This window comes from Bacillus sp. FJAT-28004 (assembly GCF_001280845.1).
Classification (GTDB): Bacteria; Bacillota; Bacilli; order Paenibacillales; family Paenibacillaceae; genus Pristimantibacillus.
In genome coordinates this window covers 4,730,764-4,754,894 of the sequence record NZ_LGHP01000001.1, presented here as the reverse complement: position 1 = coordinate 4,754,894, position 24,131 = coordinate 4,730,764, and the positions used below count along the sequence as shown (strand labels likewise).

General features: G+C 47.3%; 20 protein-coding genes and 1 riboswitch. Of the genes, 3 read left to right on the top strand and 17 right to left on the bottom strand.

Annotated elements, in window-relative coordinates:
- Positions 1-31: 31 nt before the first annotated feature.
- The 3 genes from AC787_RS20670 (at position 32) to AC787_RS20660 (ending at position 2,580) form a co-directional block, all read left to right on the top strand.
- A complete protein-coding gene (locus AC787_RS20670) occupies positions 32-463 on the top strand; it encodes a hypothetical protein (RefSeq protein WP_054026511.1) in 432 nt (143 codons plus the stop codon).
- Positions 460-1,536, top strand: a complete 1,077-nt coding sequence (locus AC787_RS20665; protein WP_054026510.1) for a phosphodiester glycosidase family protein — start codon at positions 460-462, stop codon at positions 1,534-1,536. Before AC787_RS20670 ends, AC787_RS20665 begins: the two co-directional genes overlap by 4 nt.
- A 99-nt stretch (positions 1,537-1,635) precedes the next feature.
- On the top strand, positions 1,636-2,580 hold the full coding sequence (locus tag AC787_RS20660) for a proline dehydrogenase family protein (RefSeq protein WP_054026509.1): 945 nt from the start codon (positions 1,636-1,638) through the stop codon (positions 2,578-2,580).
- 69 nt (positions 2,581-2,649) lie between these two features.
- Here AC787_RS20660 and AC787_RS20655 read toward each other — a convergent pair whose 3' ends face one another.
- The 17 genes from AC787_RS20655 to AC787_RS20575 all read right to left on the bottom strand — a co-directional run bounded on the left by AC787_RS20655 (position 2,650) and on the right by AC787_RS20575 (position 24,049).
- Complete coding sequence (locus AC787_RS20655) at positions 2,650-3,789, bottom strand: glycoside hydrolase family 88 protein (RefSeq protein WP_054026508.1); 1,140 nt, start codon at positions 3,787-3,789, stop codon at positions 2,650-2,652.
- 57 nt (positions 3,790-3,846) lie between these two features.
- Entirely contained in the window at positions 3,847-6,162 is a 2,316-nt protein-coding gene (locus tag AC787_RS20650) for a helix-turn-helix domain-containing protein (protein WP_054026507.1), read from the bottom strand.
- A gap of 44 nt (positions 6,163-6,206) precedes the next feature.
- Positions 6,207-7,106, bottom strand: coding sequence for a carbohydrate ABC transporter permease (locus AC787_RS20645; RefSeq protein ID WP_054026506.1), 900 nt, complete (start codon positions 7,104-7,106; stop codon positions 6,207-6,209).
- Entirely contained in the window at positions 7,100-8,005 is a 906-nt protein-coding gene (locus tag AC787_RS20640; protein ID WP_054027178.1) for an ABC transporter permease subunit, read from the bottom strand. Before AC787_RS20640 ends, AC787_RS20645 begins: the two co-directional genes overlap by 7 nt.
- 77 nt (positions 8,006-8,082) lie before the next feature.
- The gene (locus AC787_RS20635) at positions 8,083-9,732 is read right to left on the bottom strand and encodes an extracellular solute-binding protein (RefSeq protein WP_054026505.1); all 1,650 of its coding nucleotides are present in this window, start codon (positions 9,730-9,732) and stop codon (positions 8,083-8,085) included.
- Positions 9,733-10,086: 354 nt separating this feature from the next.
- The gene (locus AC787_RS20630) at positions 10,087-11,055 is read right to left on the bottom strand and encodes a metallophosphoesterase (RefSeq protein WP_235561027.1); all 969 of its coding nucleotides are present in this window, start codon (positions 11,053-11,055) and stop codon (positions 10,087-10,089) included.
- 38 nt (positions 11,056-11,093) lie between these two features.
- A complete protein-coding gene (locus tag AC787_RS20625) occupies positions 11,094-11,948 on the bottom strand; it encodes a DMT family transporter (protein ID WP_054026504.1) in 855 nt (284 codons plus the stop codon).
- A gap of 186 nt (positions 11,949-12,134) precedes the next feature.
- Positions 12,135-12,902 (bottom strand): DeoR/GlpR family DNA-binding transcription regulator, encoded by a 768-nt coding sequence (locus AC787_RS20620; RefSeq protein WP_054026503.1) that lies wholly within the window; start codon positions 12,900-12,902, stop codon positions 12,135-12,137.
- Between the two features lie 116 nt (positions 12,903-13,018).
- Positions 13,019-14,032 (bottom strand): biotin-dependent carboxyltransferase family protein, encoded by a 1,014-nt coding sequence (locus AC787_RS20615; protein WP_054026502.1) that lies wholly within the window; start codon positions 14,030-14,032, stop codon positions 13,019-13,021.
- Positions 14,029-14,790 carry a 5-oxoprolinase subunit PxpB gene (pxpB, locus tag AC787_RS20610; protein ID WP_054026501.1) on the bottom strand — a complete coding sequence of 254 codons (762 nt, stop codon included), beginning with the start codon at positions 14,788-14,790 and terminating at the stop codon, positions 14,029-14,031. Before pxpB ends, AC787_RS20615 begins: the two co-directional genes overlap by 4 nt.
- Positions 14,787-15,548, bottom strand: a complete 762-nt coding sequence (locus AC787_RS20605) for a 5-oxoprolinase subunit PxpA (protein ID WP_082360887.1) — start codon at positions 15,546-15,548, stop codon at positions 14,787-14,789. The genes pxpB and AC787_RS20605 overlap by 4 nt, the downstream gene beginning before the upstream one ends.
- Before the next feature lie 167 nt (positions 15,549-15,715).
- Entirely contained in the window at positions 15,716-17,101 is a 1,386-nt protein-coding gene (locus AC787_RS20600) for an NCS2 family permease (protein ID WP_054026500.1), read from the bottom strand.
- A gap of 121 nt (positions 17,102-17,222) precedes the next feature.
- Positions 17,223-17,323: riboswitch (purine riboswitch) on the bottom strand.
- A 132-nt stretch (positions 17,324-17,455) separates the two neighbouring features.
- Entirely contained in the window at positions 17,456-19,510 is a 2,055-nt protein-coding gene (locus tag AC787_RS20595) for an iron ABC transporter permease (RefSeq protein ID WP_054026499.1), read from the bottom strand.
- Positions 19,511-19,518: 8 nt separating this feature from the next.
- Positions 19,519-20,541, bottom strand: a complete 1,023-nt coding sequence (locus AC787_RS20590) for an ABC transporter substrate-binding protein (RefSeq protein ID WP_054026498.1) — start codon at positions 20,539-20,541, stop codon at positions 19,519-19,521.
- Between the two features lie 246 nt (positions 20,542-20,787).
- Complete coding sequence (locus AC787_RS20585; protein ID WP_054026497.1) at positions 20,788-22,098, bottom strand: 6-phospho-beta-glucosidase; 1,311 nt, start codon at positions 22,096-22,098, stop codon at positions 20,788-20,790.
- A gap of 36 nt (positions 22,099-22,134) precedes the next feature.
- A complete protein-coding gene (locus AC787_RS20580) occupies positions 22,135-23,106 on the bottom strand; it encodes an N-acetylglucosamine kinase (RefSeq protein ID WP_235561026.1) in 972 nt (323 codons plus the stop codon).
- Positions 23,107-23,197: 91 nt separating this feature from the next.
- On the bottom strand, positions 23,198-24,049 hold the full coding sequence (locus AC787_RS20575; RefSeq protein WP_054026496.1) for an AraC family transcriptional regulator: 852 nt from the start codon (positions 24,047-24,049) through the stop codon (positions 23,198-23,200).
- Positions 24,050-24,131: the final 82 nt, after the last annotated feature.

The window sequence follows — 24,131 nt, the reverse complement described above, 5'->3', positions numbered from 1 at the left end:
AAGTGACTAACAAGAGAGGTGAATGAATAGAATGAGTGATTTGATTTTGGAACAACGCACTGCCAGCCAATACGACAAGAAAACACGCAAAAAGAAAGGAAGTCGCCCTTTCCTCCTTTTTGTCTGCATATGGGTCATTATTATATGCTCCGGCATATTAGGCGCCAAATGGTATACCGACCGGATTCAACAAACGTTATCCACTAACTTGGAGCAGCAGACCGCTGGCCAAATTGCGTCAATGCAGCAAGCTTATGAGGCACGCATACTGAAGCTCGAAACCGACTATACAACAGATCTTGCAGAGCTAAAAGCAAAAGTCGATGCGCTAAATGAACTGCTTACGTTTACGAAGGACAATGCAGCTTCCAAAACGGACAACAGCAACAAGCTGTATACGCAATTGAACGAAGTAAAAAAACAGCTTAATGAACTGCAGAAGAGCTTGGACGTGCTCAAATGAATATAACCGTCAAAGCGTTAAATCGTACTGCGCTGCTCGCCTGTGCGCCATTTCTAGGCATTATGATCTGGCTGCTATTGTCCGATATCGTGATTCAATTATCTGCAGAAGCCTTTCCAAAGCCCATTACCGAGCAAACAAGGCTTCCCGAATCTGACGTCAAGCATGCCGCTGCTGGCCTAGACCTGGCTCAGGAGACCGCGTCGCAAACACGTGAATCCATTCAAAGACAGCTCAAGCTGTACAAACAAACGAATGCTGATATGGCAAAGATCTCATCAATGGCCGCATCGCAAGCGATGAGACCTCTACAAATTTATGATCGCAATATTACGAATAAACTTGGCAAAGTGTCCGGCACGATTGAATCCGATAAAATGAGAGCACAGCTTTTCTACATAAAAGCAGAAAACTTCTCGGCGTATGCGCTTAAGGTGAAGCTCAAGAGCAAAGATGCGATGACGATGACGCTTGGCGGTGATGAACTCGGACAAGCTGAGACAACTCTTGCCGCTGTGAACCGCCATGGGGCTGTTGCTGGCGTCAATGGTGGCGGCTTTGCCGACGGGAGAGGAAAAAGATATCCACTGAGTACAACGATCGTGGATGGCAATTATGTGACAAGCTTTGAGCCGCCTCGTGCGGATTTGTTCTTTGTAGGCTTAAACGAGCAAAATGAGCTTATTGGCGGAAAGTTTGCAAGCAAACAACAGCTGGATGCCAAAAAACCGAAATTCGGCGCATCCTTCGTTCCCGTCTTACTGCGCGGCGGTACTCCACAACCAATTCCAGCCAAATGGCAGACGAGTCCAAAGCGCGCACCGCGGACCATTGTCGCTAATTACAAGGATGATCAGCTGCTGTTTCTTGTAGCAGACGGTTACAACGAATCGGGGAGTTCAGGGGCTACGCTAGGGGAAATGCAGCTCTTGCTGCAGCGGTATGGCGCCGTTGATGGTTACAACCTTGATGGCGGCGGCTCCTCCTCACTCATTTTTAACGGACGAGTCATTAACAAGCCATCCGATGGACAACTTCGCAAGCTGCCAACGCACTTTTTGTTTTTCAAATAATTAAGGCTGCATAGCGCGATGGTGATGATTTCTGAATATACTATTACCGAACTCCCAATTCAGACTCCTACTACTGTTCTTCGGAAAGGAGCAGCACGAATGGGCTTTGGATCGAAATGGTATCGTAAATCATTATTGACGATTACGGGCATACCGCTTGTAGAAAAGCTTTCAACGACGTATGGAAAAAAACTCGCGAGCCGATTTATTGCGGGGGAGACACTTGAAGAGGCTTTGTTGGAACTTGAGAAGTTAGGCAAACTAGGCATTATGGCAACGCTCGACCATCTTGGCGAAGGAATACAGGACTTAAGTGAAGCTTCAGCATACAGAGATCAATATTTGAAGCTTATCGAAGGCATAGCTAATCGTAAAGCTAACTCTCATGTATCGCTGAAGCCTACTCAAATGGGACTCGCTCTTGACCAAGCGGCGTGTTATGCCAATATTCGAGACGTTGTGAAGCATGCCAGGCGCCACCGAAATTTCGTTCGAATTGACATGGAGAATACGCCTTACACGCAAGCTACGATCGATATCGTAAAACGGCTTCATAAGGAAGGCTTAACCAATGTCGGAACCGTGCTGCAGGCTTACCTTTTCCGAACGGAGCAGGATGTTAAGGATATGCTTCAAGCACGTATAAGTTTGCGCCTCGTTAAGGGCGCCTACAAAGAATCAAGTGAGGTCGCTTATCAAGATAAAGCCGAGGTCATCGATAACTTCAAAAACATGATCAAGACTCATTTGGACAAAGGCATTTATACCGCCATCGCCTCGCATGACGACGCCATTATAAGCTGGGTGAAAGCTTATGCGCGCACGAATCGCATTGCAAAAGGAGCCTTCGAGTTTCAAATGCTGTACGGTCTCCGTATGAATGAGCAGGCAACGCTCGCTAAGGAAGGTTACCGTATCCGCTGCTATGTGCCTTACGGCGCCATGTGGTATCCATACTTCACTCGCCGCCTTGCCGAGAAGCCCGCTAACCTTTTGCTTGTACTCAGAAATATGTCCGGTCTAAAGAAGGAATCTCCTAAGTAGACCATCGGAGAAGCGCTATTAAAGCCAAAACAGTCGAGCAGGATAGTTTTACCTGCTTGACTGTTTTTTCTATCGATCTTCGTACCAATACCCTTTGATCCCCTTCTCTAGGCGAAGCAAAGCTTCCAAATAATAATAATCGCCCCAAATCATAAAATCGTCCGGAGACGATCCGCCTCGAACATGGTAAGAGCCTCTTTTGATCAGGCCTTCCACATTCGGCTCATTGATGGTCGAATAATTGAGTACAAGCGACTCCATCGCAAGCCGTATTCTGCGTTCGAAATACGCGCGCTCCGGGTCACTCTCATCCATCAAATCGAGCAGCTCCAACAAACCGGCGCAAAAGATGGCAGAAGCCGAGCTATCACGAGGCGGTTCAGCCTCGATAGGCGCATTAAAGTCCCAATAAGCAACTTCATCCTCTGGCAGATGGCTCAAGAAAAAACGCGCCAGCCTTTTTGACGTCTCTAGGTAAAGCTGATCCTCCGTATACCGGTACGACAGCGCGAATCCATATACACCCCATGCTTGTCCCCGTGTCCACGTCGACCCGTTTGTATAGCCTTGAGCTGTATCGCCGCCGATCGGTTCGCCATTTTTTTGACCAAAATGAAAGGTATGATAGGACGAGTCATCACCACGGACCAGATAACGTCGACTCTTGTCAGCATGGAGAACCGCAGCCTGGCGGTACCGTTCATCTCCTGTCTGCTCGAAGGCCCAGTAAAGCAAAGGCAAATTCATCATGCAGTCGATAATAATGCGGCCGCCATTTACAGAGTCTCCAGCAGGTCCCCACGCTTGAAAATATTGCCCCGACTCGCGCCACCTTGCCATTAGTTTGTCGGCAGCCCTTAACGCAAGCTGCCTCGCAGCTTCATCCTTTTCTACGATCCACTGCGCTTTGGCCGACAGCGAGTACAAAAATCCGATATCATGATGGTCCAGCACGCGATCGGCCTCAAGACGCTCCCGGAAGCTTCCAACGGAACGGGCTGCCGCTTGCCGAAATGCGTTGTCGCCGCTGTATTCGTAACAAAGCCATAACATCCCGGACCAAAAACCATCGGTCCAATCATCGTTGGCGTTCACGACATACGAGCGGCCTCCGTCCGTACTGACATGCGGAAATTCGTCTCCGAATATGGCAATATTTCGCCTCGTCTTAAGTAAAGCGTCCTCAATAGCTGTTTGCCATAAGCTCATCGGACTCATCCTCCCCCTATTCCGGCCTCATTCAAAAATAATAGACGGCTCCGAGCCTCATCGCTCTAGCGCTTCTCTTCCGTCCCTGCTCTGCCTGTACTGTCCCGGCGTTATGCCTTCATACTTTTTAAATACCCTTAGCAAAGATTGGCTGCTTGCAAAGCCGCTTTGCTCAGCAATATCTTGAATGGCGTGGTTCGTTTCAGCAAGCAGCGATTTCACCTTGTCGACACGCCGCTTATTAACAAAATCGACGAGATTCTCTCCGGTTTGCTCTTTGAAAAATCGAGATAAATAAGTCGGATTAATATCGAAAGCAAGCGAAATGCTCGTCAGGCTAATATTCATATCATTCAAGTTATGCAGCACATGCTCGACGACTTGGCTCTTCAAATCGGTATTATGGCTTTTCTTCTTTTGCTGCAAATAATCACAGGCTTTCTTTAGGAAGTCTAAAATTTCTTCTTCCATCTCTGCGAAGGTTTCGCATTCCGTTATCTGCTTAATTAAATCCGTTTTCTCCACCATAATTTCTTTCGTGCTGAGTTGAAGCTGCTCTACTGCTTTCAGCATCGTGCCTACCAATTCGAACATCAGCAATTTTCCCATTTGAATGGACAGCGTTCCCTCGGAAAAATTCGTAATGAGGATACGCTGCAGAACAGCTGCCGCCTCATCGTAATTGCCTGCCGCCATCAAGTTAATTAATTGACGTTCAGTATCGAGCGGATAATACAAATCATTTTTAGGACGCTTAATGGATTCATAGGAAATGATTTGGTTGGAGCCAAGAACAAGCTTATATTCCAGAGACTCGACCGCCTCTTCGTAACATTTCGGCAGCGTCGACCAAAACGTATGGATATCGCTGACACCGACGGAAAAACGAACGAAAAATTTATCTTGAATGAATTGTTTGGCGTCATTTGCCACCTTGAGCAGCTCTTTCTTTGCTTCCTTCTCTTTCCCAAGGACGTTTACTACGCAAGCAATCATGCCGTCAACTTCCGTGAAATAGGAGCGATGGCCTGCGGATAACAGCTCCTCAAAAATGTTCGTAACGATCAGATATACGAATTGAAGCTTCTTCTCCGCATCCATTTCTTGATTTGCCTGAAACAGCCGCTCATAGTCTTCGATCTGCAGCAGCAAGACGGCAAAGCGGTCTGTCTCGAACCGAAAATCGAACGATTCAATGGCTTGCGGCAGCGCGGAGCCCATATCCACCCTGCCCTTCAGCAGACGGGCCAAAAATTGGTTGCGCAGCACTTGATGCTGCTCGAGCAGCTTTCTATTCGCTTCGTCCTGGATCGCTGCACTGTCAGTCATAAACGATTGCAGCACCGCAAATTCATTCGGCATATTCATCATGTTTGTTTTGACCTTTGTCGAAACAAAATTCATCATATTTTGAATAGGGGCATAATTTCTTCGCGTAAGCCAAAATGCGGTAAGACCGCCCAGTCCGATGCAAAGCAGCATCGCGAGATAAATCAAATTTTTCAGCAGCTTCACTTTAGCGGAATACACTTGCTCCGGCAAAACCGAAATATAGGTCCAATTGGTCGTATCCGACTTCACATAAGATATGGCCGCATCGTTGCCGTCCACCAATTCCGTAAGGAAACCGCGTTGATTGCTCATTTTCTGTATCGGCAGCTCAGCCAGTCCAGTCTCAGGGCCAGTAATCATAATGGGATGGCTCTCGCGATCGAGGATATAAACCGAGCCCTCGGTTGCTAGGCCGATTTTCGAAATCGCTTGCTTGAGCCGCTCCTGATTGAGCAGCACGACAAGAGTCGCAGGGGCAGCTTTAATTTCTTGAATAGGCAAGGATTGCACGTAAACGAGCGAATTTTCCGTTTGCTTAGCGCCTTCATTCAATGTAACGAATAGGCCGGCATGGCTCGCCCGGAGCCACTCTGTCCATTCCGTAAAGCTTTTCCCCGATGCCTTATGAAGCACGGAATACAAATCATCTGCCGGCATAAACGTCGTAGTCGTTATCCCGGAAACATTGTTCTTGAGATAGATATAGGCATCGGTTATATTACCATTTGCAATCGTATAAGACTGAAGGCTTGAGATCATATCCATCGTACCGAACCTGGCTTCCGCCGTATCCAACGTTTCGCGGTTTAAGTAAGCCATAACCTTCGGGTCAAACGATAATTGCGTGCCTAACCTGCGAATGTCAGTGATCTGATTGTCCACTAATTGCCGAACTTGATCGAGGAGCGTGTCGTTAGATCTACGCACTTCCTTGACCAGCATTTCTTGTGATTGCAGCAGGACGATCAAGGTAATAAGGATTGGAATAAATAAGACAAATAAGTACGAGTACAGCCAAAACTTATAAACCTTGCGTTTCATATGAGCATCCACCGCCAGAGAAGTATACTCCGAGTATATACCAACTACTCTTTTACCGCACCGATCATAACGCCCTTCGCAAAGAATTTTTGCAGAAACGGATACACAAGCAATATGGGAAGCGTCGCAACCATAATCGTGGCATATTTGATGCTTTCCCTGATCCCTTCTTGATCAGCCATCGCGTCTCCCAGCTGCATAGAACTCGTATCGTTAATGACCAGTATTTCCCGTAAAATGATTTGCAGCGGAAACAATTCACGGTCACGGATAAACAGCATCGCATTGAACCAAGAATTCCAGTGGGCAACGCCGTAATAAAGAATCATTACCGCGATAATCGGCATGGAAAGCGGAACGACAATTTTGAACAGGATACCGAACTCCCCGGAGCCGTCTATTTTGGCAGATTCAATTAAGCTCTCGGGAATCGCCTCGAAGGAGGTGCGCATGATGATCAGATTCCATGTGCTGATTGCGACCGGCACGATTAACGCCAGCAAGCTGTTGCCCATATGCAGCCAATTGTTGATCAATAAATAAGTGGGAATCAGTCCGCCGCTAAAATACATCGTAAAAATGATAGCGATCATGATCGGTTTGCGCAGCATGAACTTACGGGACAAGCCGTAGGCTCCAAGCGCCGTGAAAAACAAGTTAAACAGCGTTCCAGAGAAGAGGATCAGGAGCGTATTCCGGTATCCGCTGAATATATTCGGATTGTCGAGCACGCGGGAGTAAGCCTCCCAGCTAAATCCAAGCGGACCTAGGAGCATGCCTTGATGTGCAATCAATCGATTAGAGTCGCTTAAGGAAGCCATCACGACATGATAGAAAGGATAAATGGTGACGATGATGAGCAAAAGCATGAGAATAGCGTTCAAAATATCAAATGTGCGGTCTGTCATGGTATTATTCTTCAAGTTCCCATTCCCCCTTACCATAATCGGTTCCCGGATACCCGGCGGGAAAACCAGTTGGCGCTGATGAGCAAAACAAAGTTAATGCCCGCTTGAAACAAGCCGACGGCAGAAGTAAAGCTGTAGTCCTGACCCTCCGCAAGCCCTTTCCTGTACACAAAGGAGGAGATGATATCCGCAGTCTCATAAGTATTCGGATTGTAGAGCAGTATAATCTTCTCAAATCCGATATCCATAAGTCCTCCGATTCTAAGAATGAGCAAAATCATTATGATTGGAATCAATCCCGGAAGCGTAATGCTCCACATTTGCCTAAACCTCCCGGCACCATCGACTCTAGCCGCTTCGTAGAGCTCGGGATTAATGCCGCTGAGCGCCGCCAAGAAGATGATGGACGACCAGCCAAGCTCCTGCCATATGCTGGAGAATACATAAATAAATCGAAAATTGGCGGCATCACCTAGCAAAGTCGTGCGTTCGCCCCCGAAAAATTCGATCATCGTGCTGATGATCCCGTCGCGATTCGTAAAATCGAGAATGAGTCCGCAAATGACAATGAGCGATACAAAGTGAGGCAAATAGACGACCGTTTGAACGACGTTTTTGAACAGCTTCAAACGGATCTCATTGAGTAAAATGGCAAGAATAATCGGCGCTGGAAAACCGAATAAGAGCTGATAGAAGCTTAGCAGCAGCGTATTGCGCAGCACCCGCCAAAAGTAGATGCTGTCAAAAAAGTCCTTGAAATTATCAAGGCCAACCCAAGGGCTTCCCCATACCCCCTTGGCAATGCTGAAATCCTTAAACGCAATAATTGAACCGTACATCGGAAGATATTTGAATATAAAATAATACAGAACGACAGGCAGCACCATAAAATAGATGGCTTTATTTCTCACAAGATCGTTAGCTAGTTTTCTCATCATCGCAGGTGCACTCTCTTTCCACCGAGATTGATTTTTAAAGGAAGGGGAGTGTGTCCCCCCTTCCTTCAATCGGTTTAACGTTTGATGAAACGGTCGAAAGCGGCTTGTTGAATTTCTATCGCGCGCTCGATTCCCATTTTCTTAAACTGCTCGATCGCTTTATCGAAGCTGTCCAAACTAGAGGTGCCCATAATTAGTTTCGTGACGATCTCTGAGCGATACGTATCCACATCCGTCATAATTTTGCTAAATTCGCTTGCTTCCTCCGGCGTTAAGGAAACGGGAGGAATGAGAACAGAGGCAGAGTTTTTCGCGAATTTGGCATACGCTTTTACTGCTTCCTTCTGGGCGTCGAGCGAATAGTATTGGTCGTTATAACGGTCATCGTCCGGACCCGGGAACGGATAGTTCGCAATGAAGTTTTTCGCCATTGCCTGGCCGATCGGCAGTCCGTCCGGATTTTTCATGATCAAATCTGTAAATTTAGGCTGGCCGTCCACCAGCGTATACGTTGTGCCGTCAATACCGAAGTTTTTCAGCATAGCCCCTTCTTCGCTGAACAAATAATCAAGCGCCTTGATCGTAGCTTCCGGATTTTTGTTCGCGCTTGTGATAACAGCTCCCGTATTGCTGTAATCCCAGCCGGTTTCCGTGAATTTAGGCTCATCTCCTTTATTCAGCACCGGATATTGAACGGCGGAAAGCATCGCCTTCGGATCCGCCTGCTGCAAGGAAGGAAGCCATGCGCCCATGCTGCCGCCAATGTAACCGAAGGTAGCGGCTGCTTTGCCTGAAGTGATCTTCGCTTCCTTCGCTTTGTTGTCGTTGGAAGCATAGTCCGGATCAATCAGACCTTCTTGATACCATTTTTGCATACGCGCCAAGTAGTCTTTAAATGCTGGTTGAAGCGGCCCATACTGGATTTTGTCGCCGTTCAGATAAAAATCTTTGCCGATGCCGTATGCCCCGATGAAGTCCATCGAGCTTTTTGATCCTAGAAGCATGTCTTTTTCGGACGTATATGGAATGACACCTTTTTTCTCTTTAATCGTTTTTAGAACGAGTTCCCATTCATCGATCGTTTCAGGCAGCTGCAAGCCCAGCTCATCGAGCCAGTCCTTGCGTATCATCTGGCCGGAGAACGTTTTATACTTGCCGTGATCGCCAACCTTCAGGTTAGGGAATACGTAAATATCCCCGTTGTCGGCTTTAATTTGCTTGGCGATAAGCGGATTTTCCTCGAGAATTTTTTTCAAATTCGGTGCGTGCTGATCAATAAGATCGTTTAATTTAACGATCGTTCCATCCTGATACAGCTTGGCTGGACCGCCTTGGAAGTTGGACATGTTCCACACAATCAAGTCCGGAAGTACATTGGAAGCTACCATCACGCCGAATTGCTGCTGAGCATCGGCACCCGTGCCCGTCGGATGTTCAAAGTCGAATTTCACATTCGTCTTTTTCTCCCATTCCTGCACCATTGCTACATCGCTTAAGCTTTGAACGACGGCTTGCGCATTAGGATTTAAAGGATGCCAGAGCTTTAGTTGCACAGGTTCATCCGATTTTTCTTCTTTCCCCGCATTTTCTTTCGTTCCGTTGCCGGATGCCGCGTTATTAGCGGGTTGTTCAGTCTTGCCGCTGGAACAAGCCGTTGCAATTCCTCCGAACATCAATACGATGGCAAGCAGCAGAGCAATTCTAGTAAATATACTTTTTTTCATGCGTGACTCCCCTTTACGAATTTATTTATAAGACGTTTGCCAGTTGCCGGCTCGCCCTAGTCCCAATTTAATGGATAATAACAGCCCCGTACATTTTCAATTGCAATAACCGTATTCATTTCTGTACAAACAGCGATTTACGATTCTTTACATGATATCCTTTTTTGTAGAAAACCTTTAAACAATGCTGCTGCGCCGCCTTATTTCAACCTCATAGGCTTCGGCCCGAGACCCAGAAATTCCTCTACGAGAACATGGACAGAAATTTTTTCCACAAAAAAAAGATGCCCCGCATTCCTAAGAATATTCGAGACATCTTTGCTTCTTCGGGCTATTTAATTATAAGTGCTTGTATTAAACGATTTCTGGCCGGTGCTCCGGCTGCTGCAAGGCGACCGAGCCGTCATCAAGACGCAGCCATGATTCCACTTTCCGTTCGTTTTCGATCAAGCGGATAACGCGGGCGCCTCGCGGGAAACCTTCCTTGCCGTAAGTATTGAACCCTGTTGCTCGTCCGTAATAGAGACGAATCCCGTAGAGCTCTCCCCAATAATCATTCGTGTGATCATGGCCGCAGAACGTTGCCATCACGTCTCCCTGTGCCAGCATCGCCGAGAAGAAACCGGCTTGCGTCCGCGCGGCGCATACCCCCTCATGCTTATGGCCATAGCACACTTCCCGGTCCCACACTTCTTGATATTCAGGCAGAGGGATGTGAAAGAATGCGATGGCTGGCAATGCTGTGCCCTGCTGAACAGCATTCCACTTCTTGGATTGCTCCATGTACCACTGCACTTGATCATGCTGAATCCAATCGTAGCCGGGAACTCCCGGCAGCTTGGAATAATCACCGGAGTCTAGGCAGTAAAGCATAGCTGCCGCTTGATCGTTGTTGGCTCCGAGTACAGGTAACGCGTAGTTGCCTGTGCCATGGATATCTCGCGGTCCCGGTTCGGCAAACGTGTGAGCGTGCTTTAGCACCTCGCCCATCAGCTCATCGCGGGTAATATCGTTCTCCGTATCATGATTGCCGAATACGATTCCCCATGGAATGCCTCGCTGCTCGGCAGCGGCAACCGCATCGCGAAAGGCTTGAAGCGGATCTTGGCATAAGACTGCCCCGTCTGAATCTCTGCCCGTATAAATTACATCTCCTGTAAACATGACAAAATCCGGTTGTTCAGCCTCAAGTACAAGCTCCATCGCAGCCTTGGAACGCAAATCTAAGTCCGATCCGTCCTGCCAATGAATATCTGTGAACTGAACAATTGTAAAAGTGCCGTCTTTGCGAAAACGAAGCTTTTTGGCGTTTTCCATCTTCATTCTTACTCCCTCTCCATTAGGTATTTACGTGCTATTGTTTAATGCCCTGATGACGCAATCATAATGATGCCCATAACTACAACGATCGAAGCCGTAATTCGGCGAGTCCCTTGCGACTCTTTTAATACAAATAGACCGAGAAGCGTGCCAAACACGATTCCCACCTCGCGCATAGGCGCGACTGTAGAAACATTGGCATTTCTGGCTGCAAACAAAAACAGCAAGTACGAGCCCGGAGACAAGATAGCGCCAATCCAAATAATATTAATATGAGTGCGAATAACATGCTTAAGCCGTTTAGAGCGAAGAACAGCAGGCGTCAGTCCGAGTACAAAACCGATATTCGTCACCTCAAGCAGCGCAAGCGGTGAAAGATGCTGTAAATTCACTTTATCGATAAGCGTGTAGGTCGTAATGCATAGCCCAACGCTCATCGCCAGCAGTACAGGCTTATAGAAAGACTGCTGATGCCCTTTGCCCGAAGATCTTCCGAGCATGACGACGAACCCGACCAGCATAAAGCTGAGTCCGATCCAGCCCCACAAAGGCAATGTCTCCTTTAATAACAATACGCCGATGGCTGGGATAAGCAAGGTTGGTGTCCCCCGCATGATCGGATACACTTGCGATAAATCTCCAGCATTATAGGTGTAAGCGAGCAGCAACGAATAAACGCTTTGCATCATTAACGATGCCCCGATTAACAGCCACTGTGTCTGCGATAGTGACGCACTCGAAAGTTCATTAATGAGTGTCGGCAGCAAAACAATAGTCGCAGGCATATAAATCACCCATAAGAACAACGCTTTATCCGTACTTTGCTTAGCTAGCATATTCCATACCGCATGCGCCAAACCGGAACACAAGACAAGAATAAGAGAAATAACAATCAATTAAGAAACACCTCCATCGATCCACATTTAGATTCAACTACCAGTTCCACATATTCCAACACAATATCACACAAACACACACATTTACAATATCTTAATATATACTTTTCATTAGAAAGCAAAAAAGACCCTTGGTATATAACCAAGAGTCTTTAGGACAGTCAAAGTCCCCTTTATTATTCATCTCTACTCATAAACAATCTCAATGCCGCTCCGTTTATATTTATCGACTAGATCAAGGTCGATCTTCGAATCTGTAACGAAACGTTCTACATCCGCGCAACCGCACACCTTGAGCAGGGAGACTTGATCAAATTTGCTGCTGTCGGCAAGTGCGATCGTGCTTTTTGCGTTTGCTTGCATAATTTTCTTCACCTGTACTTCACCAATCGCGTTGTCGGTAATGCCTTCGTCTAATGTAACTCCGCTCATGCTCATAAAAAACAAGTCTGCATGAAAGCGGGAAGCGAATTCTTCAGCCAAGTCTCCGATGATGCTCTGTTCTGCTTGACGGATAACGCCTCCGATCATGATCAGCGTAAAACCGGGGACATCGATTAGTTCATTTACGATTGGCAAGGAATTCGTAATAATCGTCAAGCGCTCGAACTTTGTCTTGAGCATCTTCGCAATCTGAGTATTGGTTGTGCTCACATCAAGTGCGATGGACATTCCTTCCGTTACATATCGAATGGCGAGCTGCGACAATTCGGTCTTCTCCGTCAAGTAAATCGATTCACGAATCGGCAGCGGTATTTCCCGGCTATAATCCGGCTCTTTTAAAATCGCACCGCCATGAACCCTCTGCAATAAGCCAAGGTTCTCTAAATGTTCCAGATCGCGTCTTATCGTTTCAAAAGAAACGCCAAACGATTCCATGAGCTCCGACGCTCGAATCGATTTATCGCTATTTATTTTTTGGATAATTAATTGATGCCGCTGCTGTGCAAACAAATGCTATCACTCCTCTATGCCATGACTACCGGAATTTCCTGCTTCTTGATTAGTAGTCTATCATAAATCAAGCAAAGAGGCTCAGTCGCAGAGTTCAGTTACATCTTGCTTCCGCCTTAATTCGCGGCATTAAATTTTAATGCTATAGCTGCTTTCAGCATTCTCATGTCACGCTCATTGTCCAAATAAAGCTCCTCGGCTTCCTCCTGCGTGATCCATTCGAATCGAAAACGCGCGCCGGGCCTTAACTGAGCAAAAACCGGAATGTCGACCGTTGCCAACTGCGCGATACGGGGATAACCGCCCGTTGTCTGCCTGTCCGCCAGCAGCACGATCGGATCTCCGCCAGCAGGCACTTGAACCGTTCCGTTTGCGACAGCCTCCGAAAGCAGCTCCTGCGGCTTCGCAAGCTTCAGCTTCTCCGTACCTTCGAGCCGGTATCCCATACGATCGGACTGTACGGAAATCTGGAAGCTTTGGCTAAATAAGCTCGCTTGGCTTTCCGTTGTAAACAGCTCATAATGCGTACCCTTCATCGCGCGAATGATCGGGTCTGCTAGATTATCCGCTATCGCAAAATGACTCGCATGCCAGAGCGGCACCGCAATGCTGCCATTCCATCCCAGGCGCAAAGCATGCTCCAATCGCTCTGACAGTAAGCTCGGCGGCCGGGCTGCCAGCTCATCTCCTGCCTTTAATGCCCTTCCGAAATAACCTCCGATTGCGCCGCGCAAATAGGTGCTTTTGCTTCCCATTACCTCCGGTACATCAAATCCGCCGGCAACTGCGAGATAGGAGCGACAGCCGGATTGACAAGCTCCAAATTTCACGCTCATTCCCGCGCGAACGAGCACTGGTCTCCATAAGGGCAGTGTCTCATCGCCAGCGGTAACAGACATACGCGCGCCGCAAATAGCGAGCAGCGTATCCTTCTCCATAACGAGCTCCGTTCCGGTAAGTGTAATTTCCAGCACCGCATCACTATCCTCGTTGCCGACTAACAGATTGGCCGCTCGGGCCGCTCCCGTATCCATAGCCCCGCCGGCGACTACGCCATATTTTTGATACCCATGCCTTCCGAGATCTTGTACAGTAACGAGCAAGCCGGGACGAACCACTTTTATAGTCATAATTCACCTTCTAAATAAAGCTTGTACTGCCGCTCCGTTATCGGCTTAAATCTAACCAAGTCCCCCGGTCTAAGCAAGCTTGGAATCTCGTCCTGCGGACGAAATAGAGCAAGCGGCGTTCTGCCGATCAACCGCCAGCCGCCCGGCGTTGCAACCGAATATATGCCCGTCTGCTTGCCAGCTATGCCAACGCTGCCCTGAGGAATGATCGTCCGAGGCGTCTGATCTCTTGGCGCGGCAATCCGCTCAGACATTCCTCCCAAATAAGGAAAGCCTGGCGCAAAGCCGAGCATATGGACCAAGTAGCTGCCACCAGCATGTATAGCGATCACTTCCTCCTCCGGAAGTCCGTTAAGCTCAGCAACTAGGCTAAGGTCAGGACCGTACTCTCCGCCATAGCAAACCGGAATTTCAATCGTTCTATCCGCCTGATCGGAAGCCTGCAGTTGCTCTTTAGACAGGTAAGTCTGCACTCTAGCGCATACAGTTTCAAAGATTGTAGCATGCTGAAGCTCGGCTGCAGTGCGGCTTCTCTTCACCAGCAGCGGGTCATAGTGGATCGCCACCGAGACAAAGGATGGGACGCATTCAATGAACCCAGCAAATGGTTTCCACTCCAAATGGCGGCTTAAGTTCATGACCGTTCGGTTCGTTTCTTCGTCAATGGAGCTGCCTAAACGAATAATAACGGCAGAGTCACCAAGCGGCAGCATTTCAATAGGAGCCTGAGGTTCCGTTGCAGCCTTCTCCAAGCTCATACACCCGCCTTCTGAACAGATATGCTCGCTGCCTCTAATGCCGCCCGCAGTCTTATGACATGCTCTACTGCGCCTGGCGTATCCCCATGCACGCATACCGTACCTGCCTTCAAAATAACGCTATGATGTTGCCTCGACTTGACCTCGCCATCTCTGATCATGCTTATCGCTTGCTCTGCGGCGCGTACAGGATCAACAATGACTGCGCCTTCCGTCCCTCGCGGCGTTAGTGAGCCGTCCGACTCGTAGGTTCGATCTGCGAATACTTCATGAATTGTACGCAAGCCTATAGCATCCCCTGCGTGAATAAGCTTACTGCCCGCTAAACCGAACAGCATCAGACTCGGATCAACCTTATATATTGCCTCTGCTATCGCGTCGGCTAACGGTCTGCTCTTCGCAGCCATATTATACAAAGCGCCATGCGGCTTCACATGGGCGACGCTTCCACCCTCTGATTTGGCAAAAGCATACACCGCGCCTAGCTGATAAACCGTCAGCTCATATGCCTCCTCCGGCGTTATGGCCATCACCCTTCGACCGAAGCCTGCCAAATCCGGCAGCCCCGGATGCGCTCCAATGGCTACATCATTCTCTAGCGCCAGCTTAACCGTGCGCCGTATTGTCGCTGCATCTCCAGCGTGAAAACCGCAAGCAATATTCGCTGAAGTAATATATTTCATTAACTCGTTATCGAGGCCAGCCGTGTAAACCCCAAAACCTTCTCCCATATCACAATTCAGATCTACACAAAACAAATGCTTCCCCTCCTATCCACCTAAACTCCGATGCCAAAATTATATCAAATTTCAACTTGAAAATAAGTAGCTTTCCCCTATCCAAATTTCCATAAAGAGAGCTAGCTCCACAAAAAAAAGAAGCAGCGCCGGTCCAGCGCTGCTTCTTTGATATAAATAATAGTCGTTTATTCCCCGCCCATAAAGACGTAACGGCCAATGATCAGCACCGCTAGAATCCACATGAGCCAGTGAACCTTATACTTGCCTTTGCCCGTTACATTAGCAACCGTTGCAAGCAAGACGTACGATACGATACCGAACGAAATACCATTAGCAATGTTGTAAGTAAGCGGCATAAGCGCAAGTGTCAAGAACGATGGAATAGCATATACCATATCTGAAAAATCGATATCTTTAACGGATTGCATCATCAGTACGCCTACAATAATTAGCGCAGCAGCTGTAGCCGCACCTGGAACGAGCGCAACGATTGGGGACAAGAAGATAGCAAGCAGGAAGCAAATACCCGTCGTTACTGCCGTTAGGCCAGTACGTCCGCCTTGCGCAATACCTGCAGAGCTTTCTACGAATGCGGTAACTGTACTCGTACCGAGTACCGCGCCGCCGCTGACGCCGATTGCATCTACGAACATCGCTTTACCTACACGTTTTTTGCCCTTTTCAGCATCCTTCATGTAACCGGCACGGTTCGCTGTACCAACGAGTGTACCGAACGTGTCAAACATTTCGACGAAGGTAAATGTCAGAATAACCGTAACAAGTCCGACTTCAAACACGCCTGCGAAATCAAAATGCCAGAAGTTCATTTTTGAGAAATCAGGCACCCATGTTTGACCCGTAAATGCTGCTTTCACATCAACATGACCCATTAGAATAGCGATTACTGTTGTACCTAGAATACCGAACAAAAGTGCTCCCGGTACACGCAATACCATCAGCACGCCAATAAGGAGCAAAGCGATAACGGTAAGCACAACCGTTTCATTATGGAAGCTTCCCAGTTGAATAACGGTTTCGGAGCCGCTAACTGGTGTAAATTGACCTGCTTTAATGTCTGTGAAGCTTGATACAGCGATTGTCATAATACCGCTGTTTTTCAAGCCGATAATGGTAATGAATAATCCAATACCGACTGTAATCGCATGCTTCAAGCTGTCTGGAACAGCTGTGATAAGCATTTGGCGAATTTGTGTAAGCGTCAATATGATAAAGATAATACCTGAAATAAATACCGCGGTTAGTCCCATTGCTGGTGAGATTGGAGCGTCCGTTGACGCCGATGCGATAACGACGGATGCAAAATACGCATTAAGACCCATACCTGGAGCTAACGCTACAGGGAAGTTAACGAACAAGCCCATCGCGATTGTAAAGATACCTGCTGCTAGTGCCGTAGCTAGAAACACTGCAGTCCAATCTAAACCAGCTGGCGTTAGTATGATTGGATTGACGGCTAATATGTAAGCCATCGTCATGAAAGTCGTCAGCCCCGCCATAATCTCTGTTCTGACATTTGTTCCGTGTTCCTTTAAGCGAAAGAAACGTTCCATTTTGATTACAAACCTCCCAAAAATGTGGTGGAACAAACAAAGAAGCCTAGTTAAAATGCAATAAATCGCATTTCTCCTAGGCTCTGCAAAAAGGGGAAAAGTATACCCGCTGGACCGCTGCGAGCTTTTCCGCCAATTTCGTAGCCTGATCATTTACGGTGACCGAGTAGAGACTCTCAAGCCGATTCTTGAGATTATACGAAAAGATATGCTGTTGTTGTTTTCCGTTTTCAATTTTAATGAGAAATCGTCCACTTTGTCAACAACTTTTACGAACGTTAATAGAATTAAACATCTATATCATTCGTTTATTCAACAATATTCACCGTTTTTAATGGATTTCCAATTTATTCTTCACGCTTTTTTGACGAGTGAACGATACATCAAGAACAGGAAGTATGGAGCTCCTATTAACATAATGATAAGTCCGGACGGGATTTCCTTAGGCGCCATTACCGTTCTTCCTACCGTATCCGCTATGACAAGCAATAATCCGCCAAGTAGCCCAGATAATATAATCGAGCGCCTAGTATGATGCCCAACCATCATTCGCACCGCATGCGGCGCCATTAATCCAAGGAATCCAATTGTACCTACGCTCGCAACGGCGCCAGCTGCAAGCAATACTCCAATGATCATAGCGAAAAGCCGCGTTCCTTTCACCGGCAAGCCGAATCCGGTCGAGCTTTCATCACCGAAGGCGAGCAGATCAAATCTTCTGCCCAGATAATAAGCAATAGGCACTAAGATGATTAGAAAAATAAAGATGCTGTAAAACTGATTCCAACCTCGACCATAAGTCGTGCCGGTTAGCCATACAAAAGCCGTACTGCTCCATAAGCTCGCTTTTACGATCATTGCCTGTATGCCTGCCGACCCGATTGCTGAGACTGCTATCCCTAATAAAATAAGAACCGATGGATTAAGTGTTTTACGCCATGCTAAGGAAAACACAAATGCGGCAGCAACGATTCCGCCTGCAATCGCGGCAATTGGAAGAGCAAAAATCGGCAAAGTCGGCCATGCGACAAGCACTACTAATGCTCCGAAGCCTGCACCAGAGGTTACCCCGATGATAGAGGCATCTGCTAGCGGGTTTCGAACCGCGCTCTGAATTAGCACACCACTGATAGCAAGAGCAATTCCTCCTCCTGCAGCAACTAATGTACGAGGAAGCCGTAAATTCAGCAAGACAGAGTAAGAGGAATCTCCTGCTCCAAAGAGACTTTTAACCAAATCGATGATTGGAATTTTGGTTCCACCTAGCGATAAGCTGACAAGGATAATTGCGACTAATAATACGGTCATGATCGTAGCAGTCGGTGCGAAGCGCATGCGCAGCGCCACTCCACCGACGCTCATCGACGACTGTCCCGTACCTGATCCGGAAATATTTTTCATTTTTTTGAGTACCAGCCAAATGAGCCAAGGTGCCCCGATGATCGCCATAACCGCGCCAACCGGCATTTCACCTAGACTGCTGCGCACCATGCGCGCGAGCAGATCTGCCGTTGTAATAAGCAGCGCTCCCCAAAGCGCGCTCGCAGGAATGAGCAGCCGATGCTTACGAATGCCCGCAAGGCGAACGAGATGCGGAGCTACAAGCCCGACGAAGCCAATTGGCCCAACCACGCTCACCACAATAGCCGCCATAAAAACAGATAACGCAAGTCCTGCTGCGCGTGTTAATCCAACCCGCTGACCTAACGAGCGTGCAGTAGATTCATCTAGTTCAAGCGCATCGAATTGCCTGCCCCCGATTATAGAAATGACGAGCAAAGCGGCCACAAAAGGCCAAGCATACTCCACTCCGCTCCAATCGAGCTGAATCAATGTGCCAGAGCCCCATAAAAACAAAGATTGTGTTTCTGTCTGTTTGAAAATATGAATCGCCGACGTAAAAGCGCCTAGCACCATCGAGATGATCATTCCAGATAAGGCTAGCCGAACCGGTGTTGCTGTACGTCCGCCACCAAGAAAATATGCGGCCAAGGCTGCTAGGAAGCCGCCTGCAGCTGCCAGTAAAAATGGAAATTGATCTTGCAGTGCAGGGAAAGCGACCATGCCCAGAACGACCATAAAATAAGCACCAGCATTAATGCCCAGCGTATCAGAGGCAGCAAGCGGATTTTTCGTTATCGTCTGCAATAACGCACCAGCTGCCGCAAGCGCGGCACCCGCAATGATACCAATTACGGTTCTCGGCATGCGGATATCCCATAGCAAATTATGCTCCATCACGTCTTGGCGATGCCACAAGCCGTTAAATACAGTTGCTGCGGGAATGCGAGCCTCACCAAAGCACAGGCTCAGTACAGAAAGAACGAAAAGGGCGGCAAGGCCGCCCCCGAATATACCGATCAATCGCCAAGTGATGAGCGAAGAGCCTTCTTTATTATTGTTTGTCATCAAGTTGCTCATTTCGTTAATGCATTTACGACTTGGTCAACGATCACTTTAGAGGAGATCGGACCGCCGAACACCCAAGTTGTACCGTCTAACCCGAAGTAACGTTTTTCCTTCACAAAGTTTAGCCCGTTCCAAACGGAGTTATCCTTTAGACCATTTGAAAAAATATCATCATTACTTTGGACGATGTAGATGAGATTTGTATCCTGTACCGCTGGCAATGCTTCAACTGTCGAGGTTGTAAATCCGTAAAGCTCAAATTTTTCTGGTTTCCAATCGTTTTTCAATCCGATGCGATCCAATGTTTGAACCGCCAAAGAATTGTCAGTGAACAAACGCAACGTTGCTGCATTCTGATAACTGAATGCTTGCGTCAGTACATAGTTTAAGCCTTCCTTCCCTGCCGCTGCCAGCTTCGCCTTCGCATCCTCATAGTGCTGATCCAAATCGGCAAGTACCTTCTCTGCTTCCGTCGTTTTACCTACGGCTGCTGCAATCGTGTTAAACATGTCTGTCATTTGGCTGTATTGTTCGCCTTGACCTTCGAGTGGGTATAGACTAAATATCAGTGTTGGCGCAATGCCTTTCAACTGATCATAAATCGCTTCGTGGCTATCTGTATTCGCAATAATCAGATCCGGCTTCAGTGCTGCGATTGTTTCTAGATTCGGTTCATGACGGAAACCAACGTCCGTCACATCTGCGTCCAGAGGAACCTCGGAGCTCACCCAAAGCTTATAGTTTTCATTGTCCGCGTTACCGATAGGCTGCATGCCTAGTGCAATAATATCCTCCGTAAATGTCCATTCCAGTACGACAACCTTTTGTGCTGGCTTATCCAGCTTCACTTCCCCTTTAGCATCCTTTAGCACGATTGGACCGCTTGGTGCTTCAGTGCTTGCATTTGCCTCATTCTTATTGCTGTTTTTCTCGTTTCCTGCTGCTGAGTTTGTTTTACTATTTCCTCCGCATCCTGCCACTGCCAACATTACCGCAATAATCACCAACATACTCATTACACGTTTATTCATTTCCTCATACCCCCTATTTTTATGGAACCTATGTATCGATTAAAATAAATGATAATCTTTCTTCAATAATTGATAATGATTATCATAGTCAGGAACAAAGATTATCTTATATTCGTTTTGGGATATTGTCAAACTGTTTTTTATTGGAAAATCATTGTTCGATATGTATCGTGCATTTTTTATAAAATAAAAAAGAACGGGAGTATTTCTCCCGTCCTTCCTAAATGCTGCATATGCAGAGCACTTTTATTCGTTTTTGAAGAAATTAGGTAAATAAGCTTTGTTCGCCTCCAGCATTTCTTCAAGCAGAGCCTTAGCAACCGCTACACTCGGAACGAGCGGATGATGAACTAGCGCTTGCAGCGCGATGCCTTTATCTCCGCTAATAGCCGCTTCGATCGTAAGCGACTCATAGGTTTTTACAGCATGCATAAGACCTTTAATCTGCTCTGGAACACGTTGAAGAGGCAGTGGAATTGGGCCTTGAGCCGTAACGACACAGTTAACCTCGATGCTAGCATCCTCAGGCAGAAAATCAATGATGTTGCCGTTTCTAACGTTCAACGTCTGAATATCACGCTTGTCAGTATAAAGAGCATGCATCAAGTTAACGGCTGCTTCAGAATAATAAGCGCCGCCGCGCTGCTCAAGCTGCTTCGGCTTCTCGTTCAAGTTAACATCCTTGTACAGTTCGAATAATTCCGTTTCGACCCGGCTTACAACTTCCGCGCGCGTTCCGTTTTTTTCAAGCGAGCCTTTCATATCTGCAAACATCGAATCCGTCATATAGAAATAACGAAGATAATAAGTCGGGATCGCACCAAGCGAACGAAGGAAATCCGCATCCCAGTCAAAAGCTGTTACGTTCGTAGCCGAATAATCACGGCCGCTGCCGATCATCTCATGCAGTTTATCTTCTCCGTTTACATAAGCAGCTGTAACCCAGTGCAGGTGATTGATCCCTACGAATTCAGGCAATACCTCGCTCTCGCTAACGCCATACTCTTTAGCCAGAAACTTTTGAAAGTTAATTGGCGAATTGCATAGACCAACCGTTTTTACTTTGCTGTATTTTTGAACCGCTTCGGTTACAATACCCGCTGGATTCGTGAAATTAAGCATCCATGCATTAGGCGCAAGTTCTTCGATGTCTTTACAAATATCAAGGATGACAGGCACAGTGCGCAAAGCTTTAAACATACCGCCTGGTCCAGTCGTCTCTTGTCCAATTACACCGTGTGAAATCGGGATATGCTCATCGCGACGTCTAGCTTCCAGTAAACCTACCCGCATTTGTGTCGTTACAAAATCAGCACCAGCAATCGCTTCTCGGCGGTTAAGCGTTAATTTCACTTCGATTGGCAGGCCAGCCTTCTCGACCATCCGCTTCGCAAGCTCGCCAACGATCGCCAGCTTATGGCGTCCTTCTTCGATATCAACAAGCCAAAGCTCACGAATCGGCATTTCGTCATACTTTTTAATAAAGCCTTCTACGATTTCTGGCGTATATGAGGAACCGCCGCCAATGACGGCGACCTTAAGTGGTTTTTTGGACATGTGGATGAGCCCTCCCTTAAATGATTAAGATGTTCGTTAAAATGTAATTTTTCTAAGTGCTGCATCTACCGCTTCTTCAATCACAATGCCGCTGCTGTCCATCGCACTCATGACTGCTCCAACAACCGGATCGACCGTCAATCTGACCGTCCGTGCCTGCGGCGAAACAACGACAACCGCTTCACTAATCGCATCGACCATATGAGTAGAGCCGCCTCGCGATAGAACACTTCCCGTTAGTACAACATCGAACTTTTCTTGCTCCATGTGCAGGCGTTTAATCAGCGCATTGACAGAGTTCGCATGCTCACGACCAGCTTCCTCCAAAAGTCGGATCGCTACAGCATCGCCGAGAGCCGCAGCCTCAAACATGACCTTGGCAAGCTCATGTGACGGACGTTTGCCGTTATCCAGCGCATCATCATACATTTCTTGAATGGAATGGTATCCAAGTCGCTGTGGAACTAATTCGCTAAGCAGCGTCGCTTGCTCTCTGCCTTCCCAAGCACGAATAGCACTGCGGAAAGCGTGAATGGCTAGATCCGTGCCCGAGCCATGTCCATCTCCAAATAAATAACCGAAGCCGCCATATTGCAGCTCATCGCCCTGTGGATTGCGTGCCGCAGCATTAAATCCAGTACCGCTAATGATGACCGCTCCGTATGATCGGTTGGTCCCCGCACGCATACCAATCATCGTATCGCAAGCAATAGCGTGATTTTTATAGTCAAGTGAAGCAATCATCGGACGTAAAATTGCATAGTCAGGCTCACGATCTGCTCCCGCGAGTCCGAAATAGGCAAATGTCACCTGCTCCTTCGTCACGCCAGCATCCTGCAGTGCTTGCTGACAAGCATGATCAATACTGATCTTTGCTGCTTCAAAGGCCGTTTGGTGATTACCGTTTCCGCCGAGGCCTCTGCCAAGTACACGTCCTGTCTCATCAACGAGCAGAGCATGTGTCTTGCTGCCTCCTGCATCTATACCAAGGAAAATTATATCGCTCACACTCCTTATTTGTACTTTCTTCTATTCTAAAATAAAAAACATCGTTCTTCTAATGAAAAAGAACGATGTTATAATACTATCTTACTGTCTTTTATGCTCGCAGCTCAGATGGGAGTCTGCCCACATGCTGCTTGAATAACCGATTGAAATTAGATAAATTGCGGAAGCCGCATTCGGCCGCCACTTCTATAATCTTTTTGTCTGTGGATTCCAGAAGATAAGCCGCCTGTGACAGTCGCAGCTGTATTAAATAATCCATCGGCGAAGTTCCAACGACCTGAACAAACAGCGTGCTGAAGCGTGAGGGACTCAAATGAGCGGCTTCAGCCAGCTCGCCTAACGTCCATGGGTATGTAATATCTGTCTCTATATCATGCAGTACGCCTCGAATCGTTTCCATGCCCCGTACATGCTGCGCTCCGGTTTCGTTATTTTTCGCAAAATAACGATTGACGAATGCAAGCAATTGAATAAGTTTCGCCCGTACCACTACTTCAAAATGCGGTTCTTTAAGTTCAAACTCAGCAGACATATCCTTAATAATGTCGCCAAGCTCTCCGAGCTTCGGATTCTCTCGATCAAGCACATTATCAAATCTTAGCCCAATATCCCGAAATGGAATAAGCAGCTCCGCATCATAGCGCTGCTCTAAAGCAAGGTAGGATGAATCAAACATAATAATGCTCATGACCAGCTCCTCTGATTCAAATGCACGGTGCAAATCATTGGAATGAATAAGTACGATGTCTCCTTGTTGGAAGTCAAAACGGCTTCCGTTGATCAGATAGTAGCCGCTCCCCTTCTGTATATAATTTATTTCGAGCGCTTTATGCCAATGCAGCCTTTGAAAGGTTGGGGAAACCCCCACAGATTGCGAAATCGTAATCGGAAAAGCTTGCGGCAGCACAATCCGGTCTTCGCTGATGGAAGGATATAGGTTCATTTTATTCTCCTTAAAGGTTTTCGTAGAAAACCTACTTCGTAAGCATGGGCTAAGGTTTGCGAATGCAAACCTACTTCGTAAG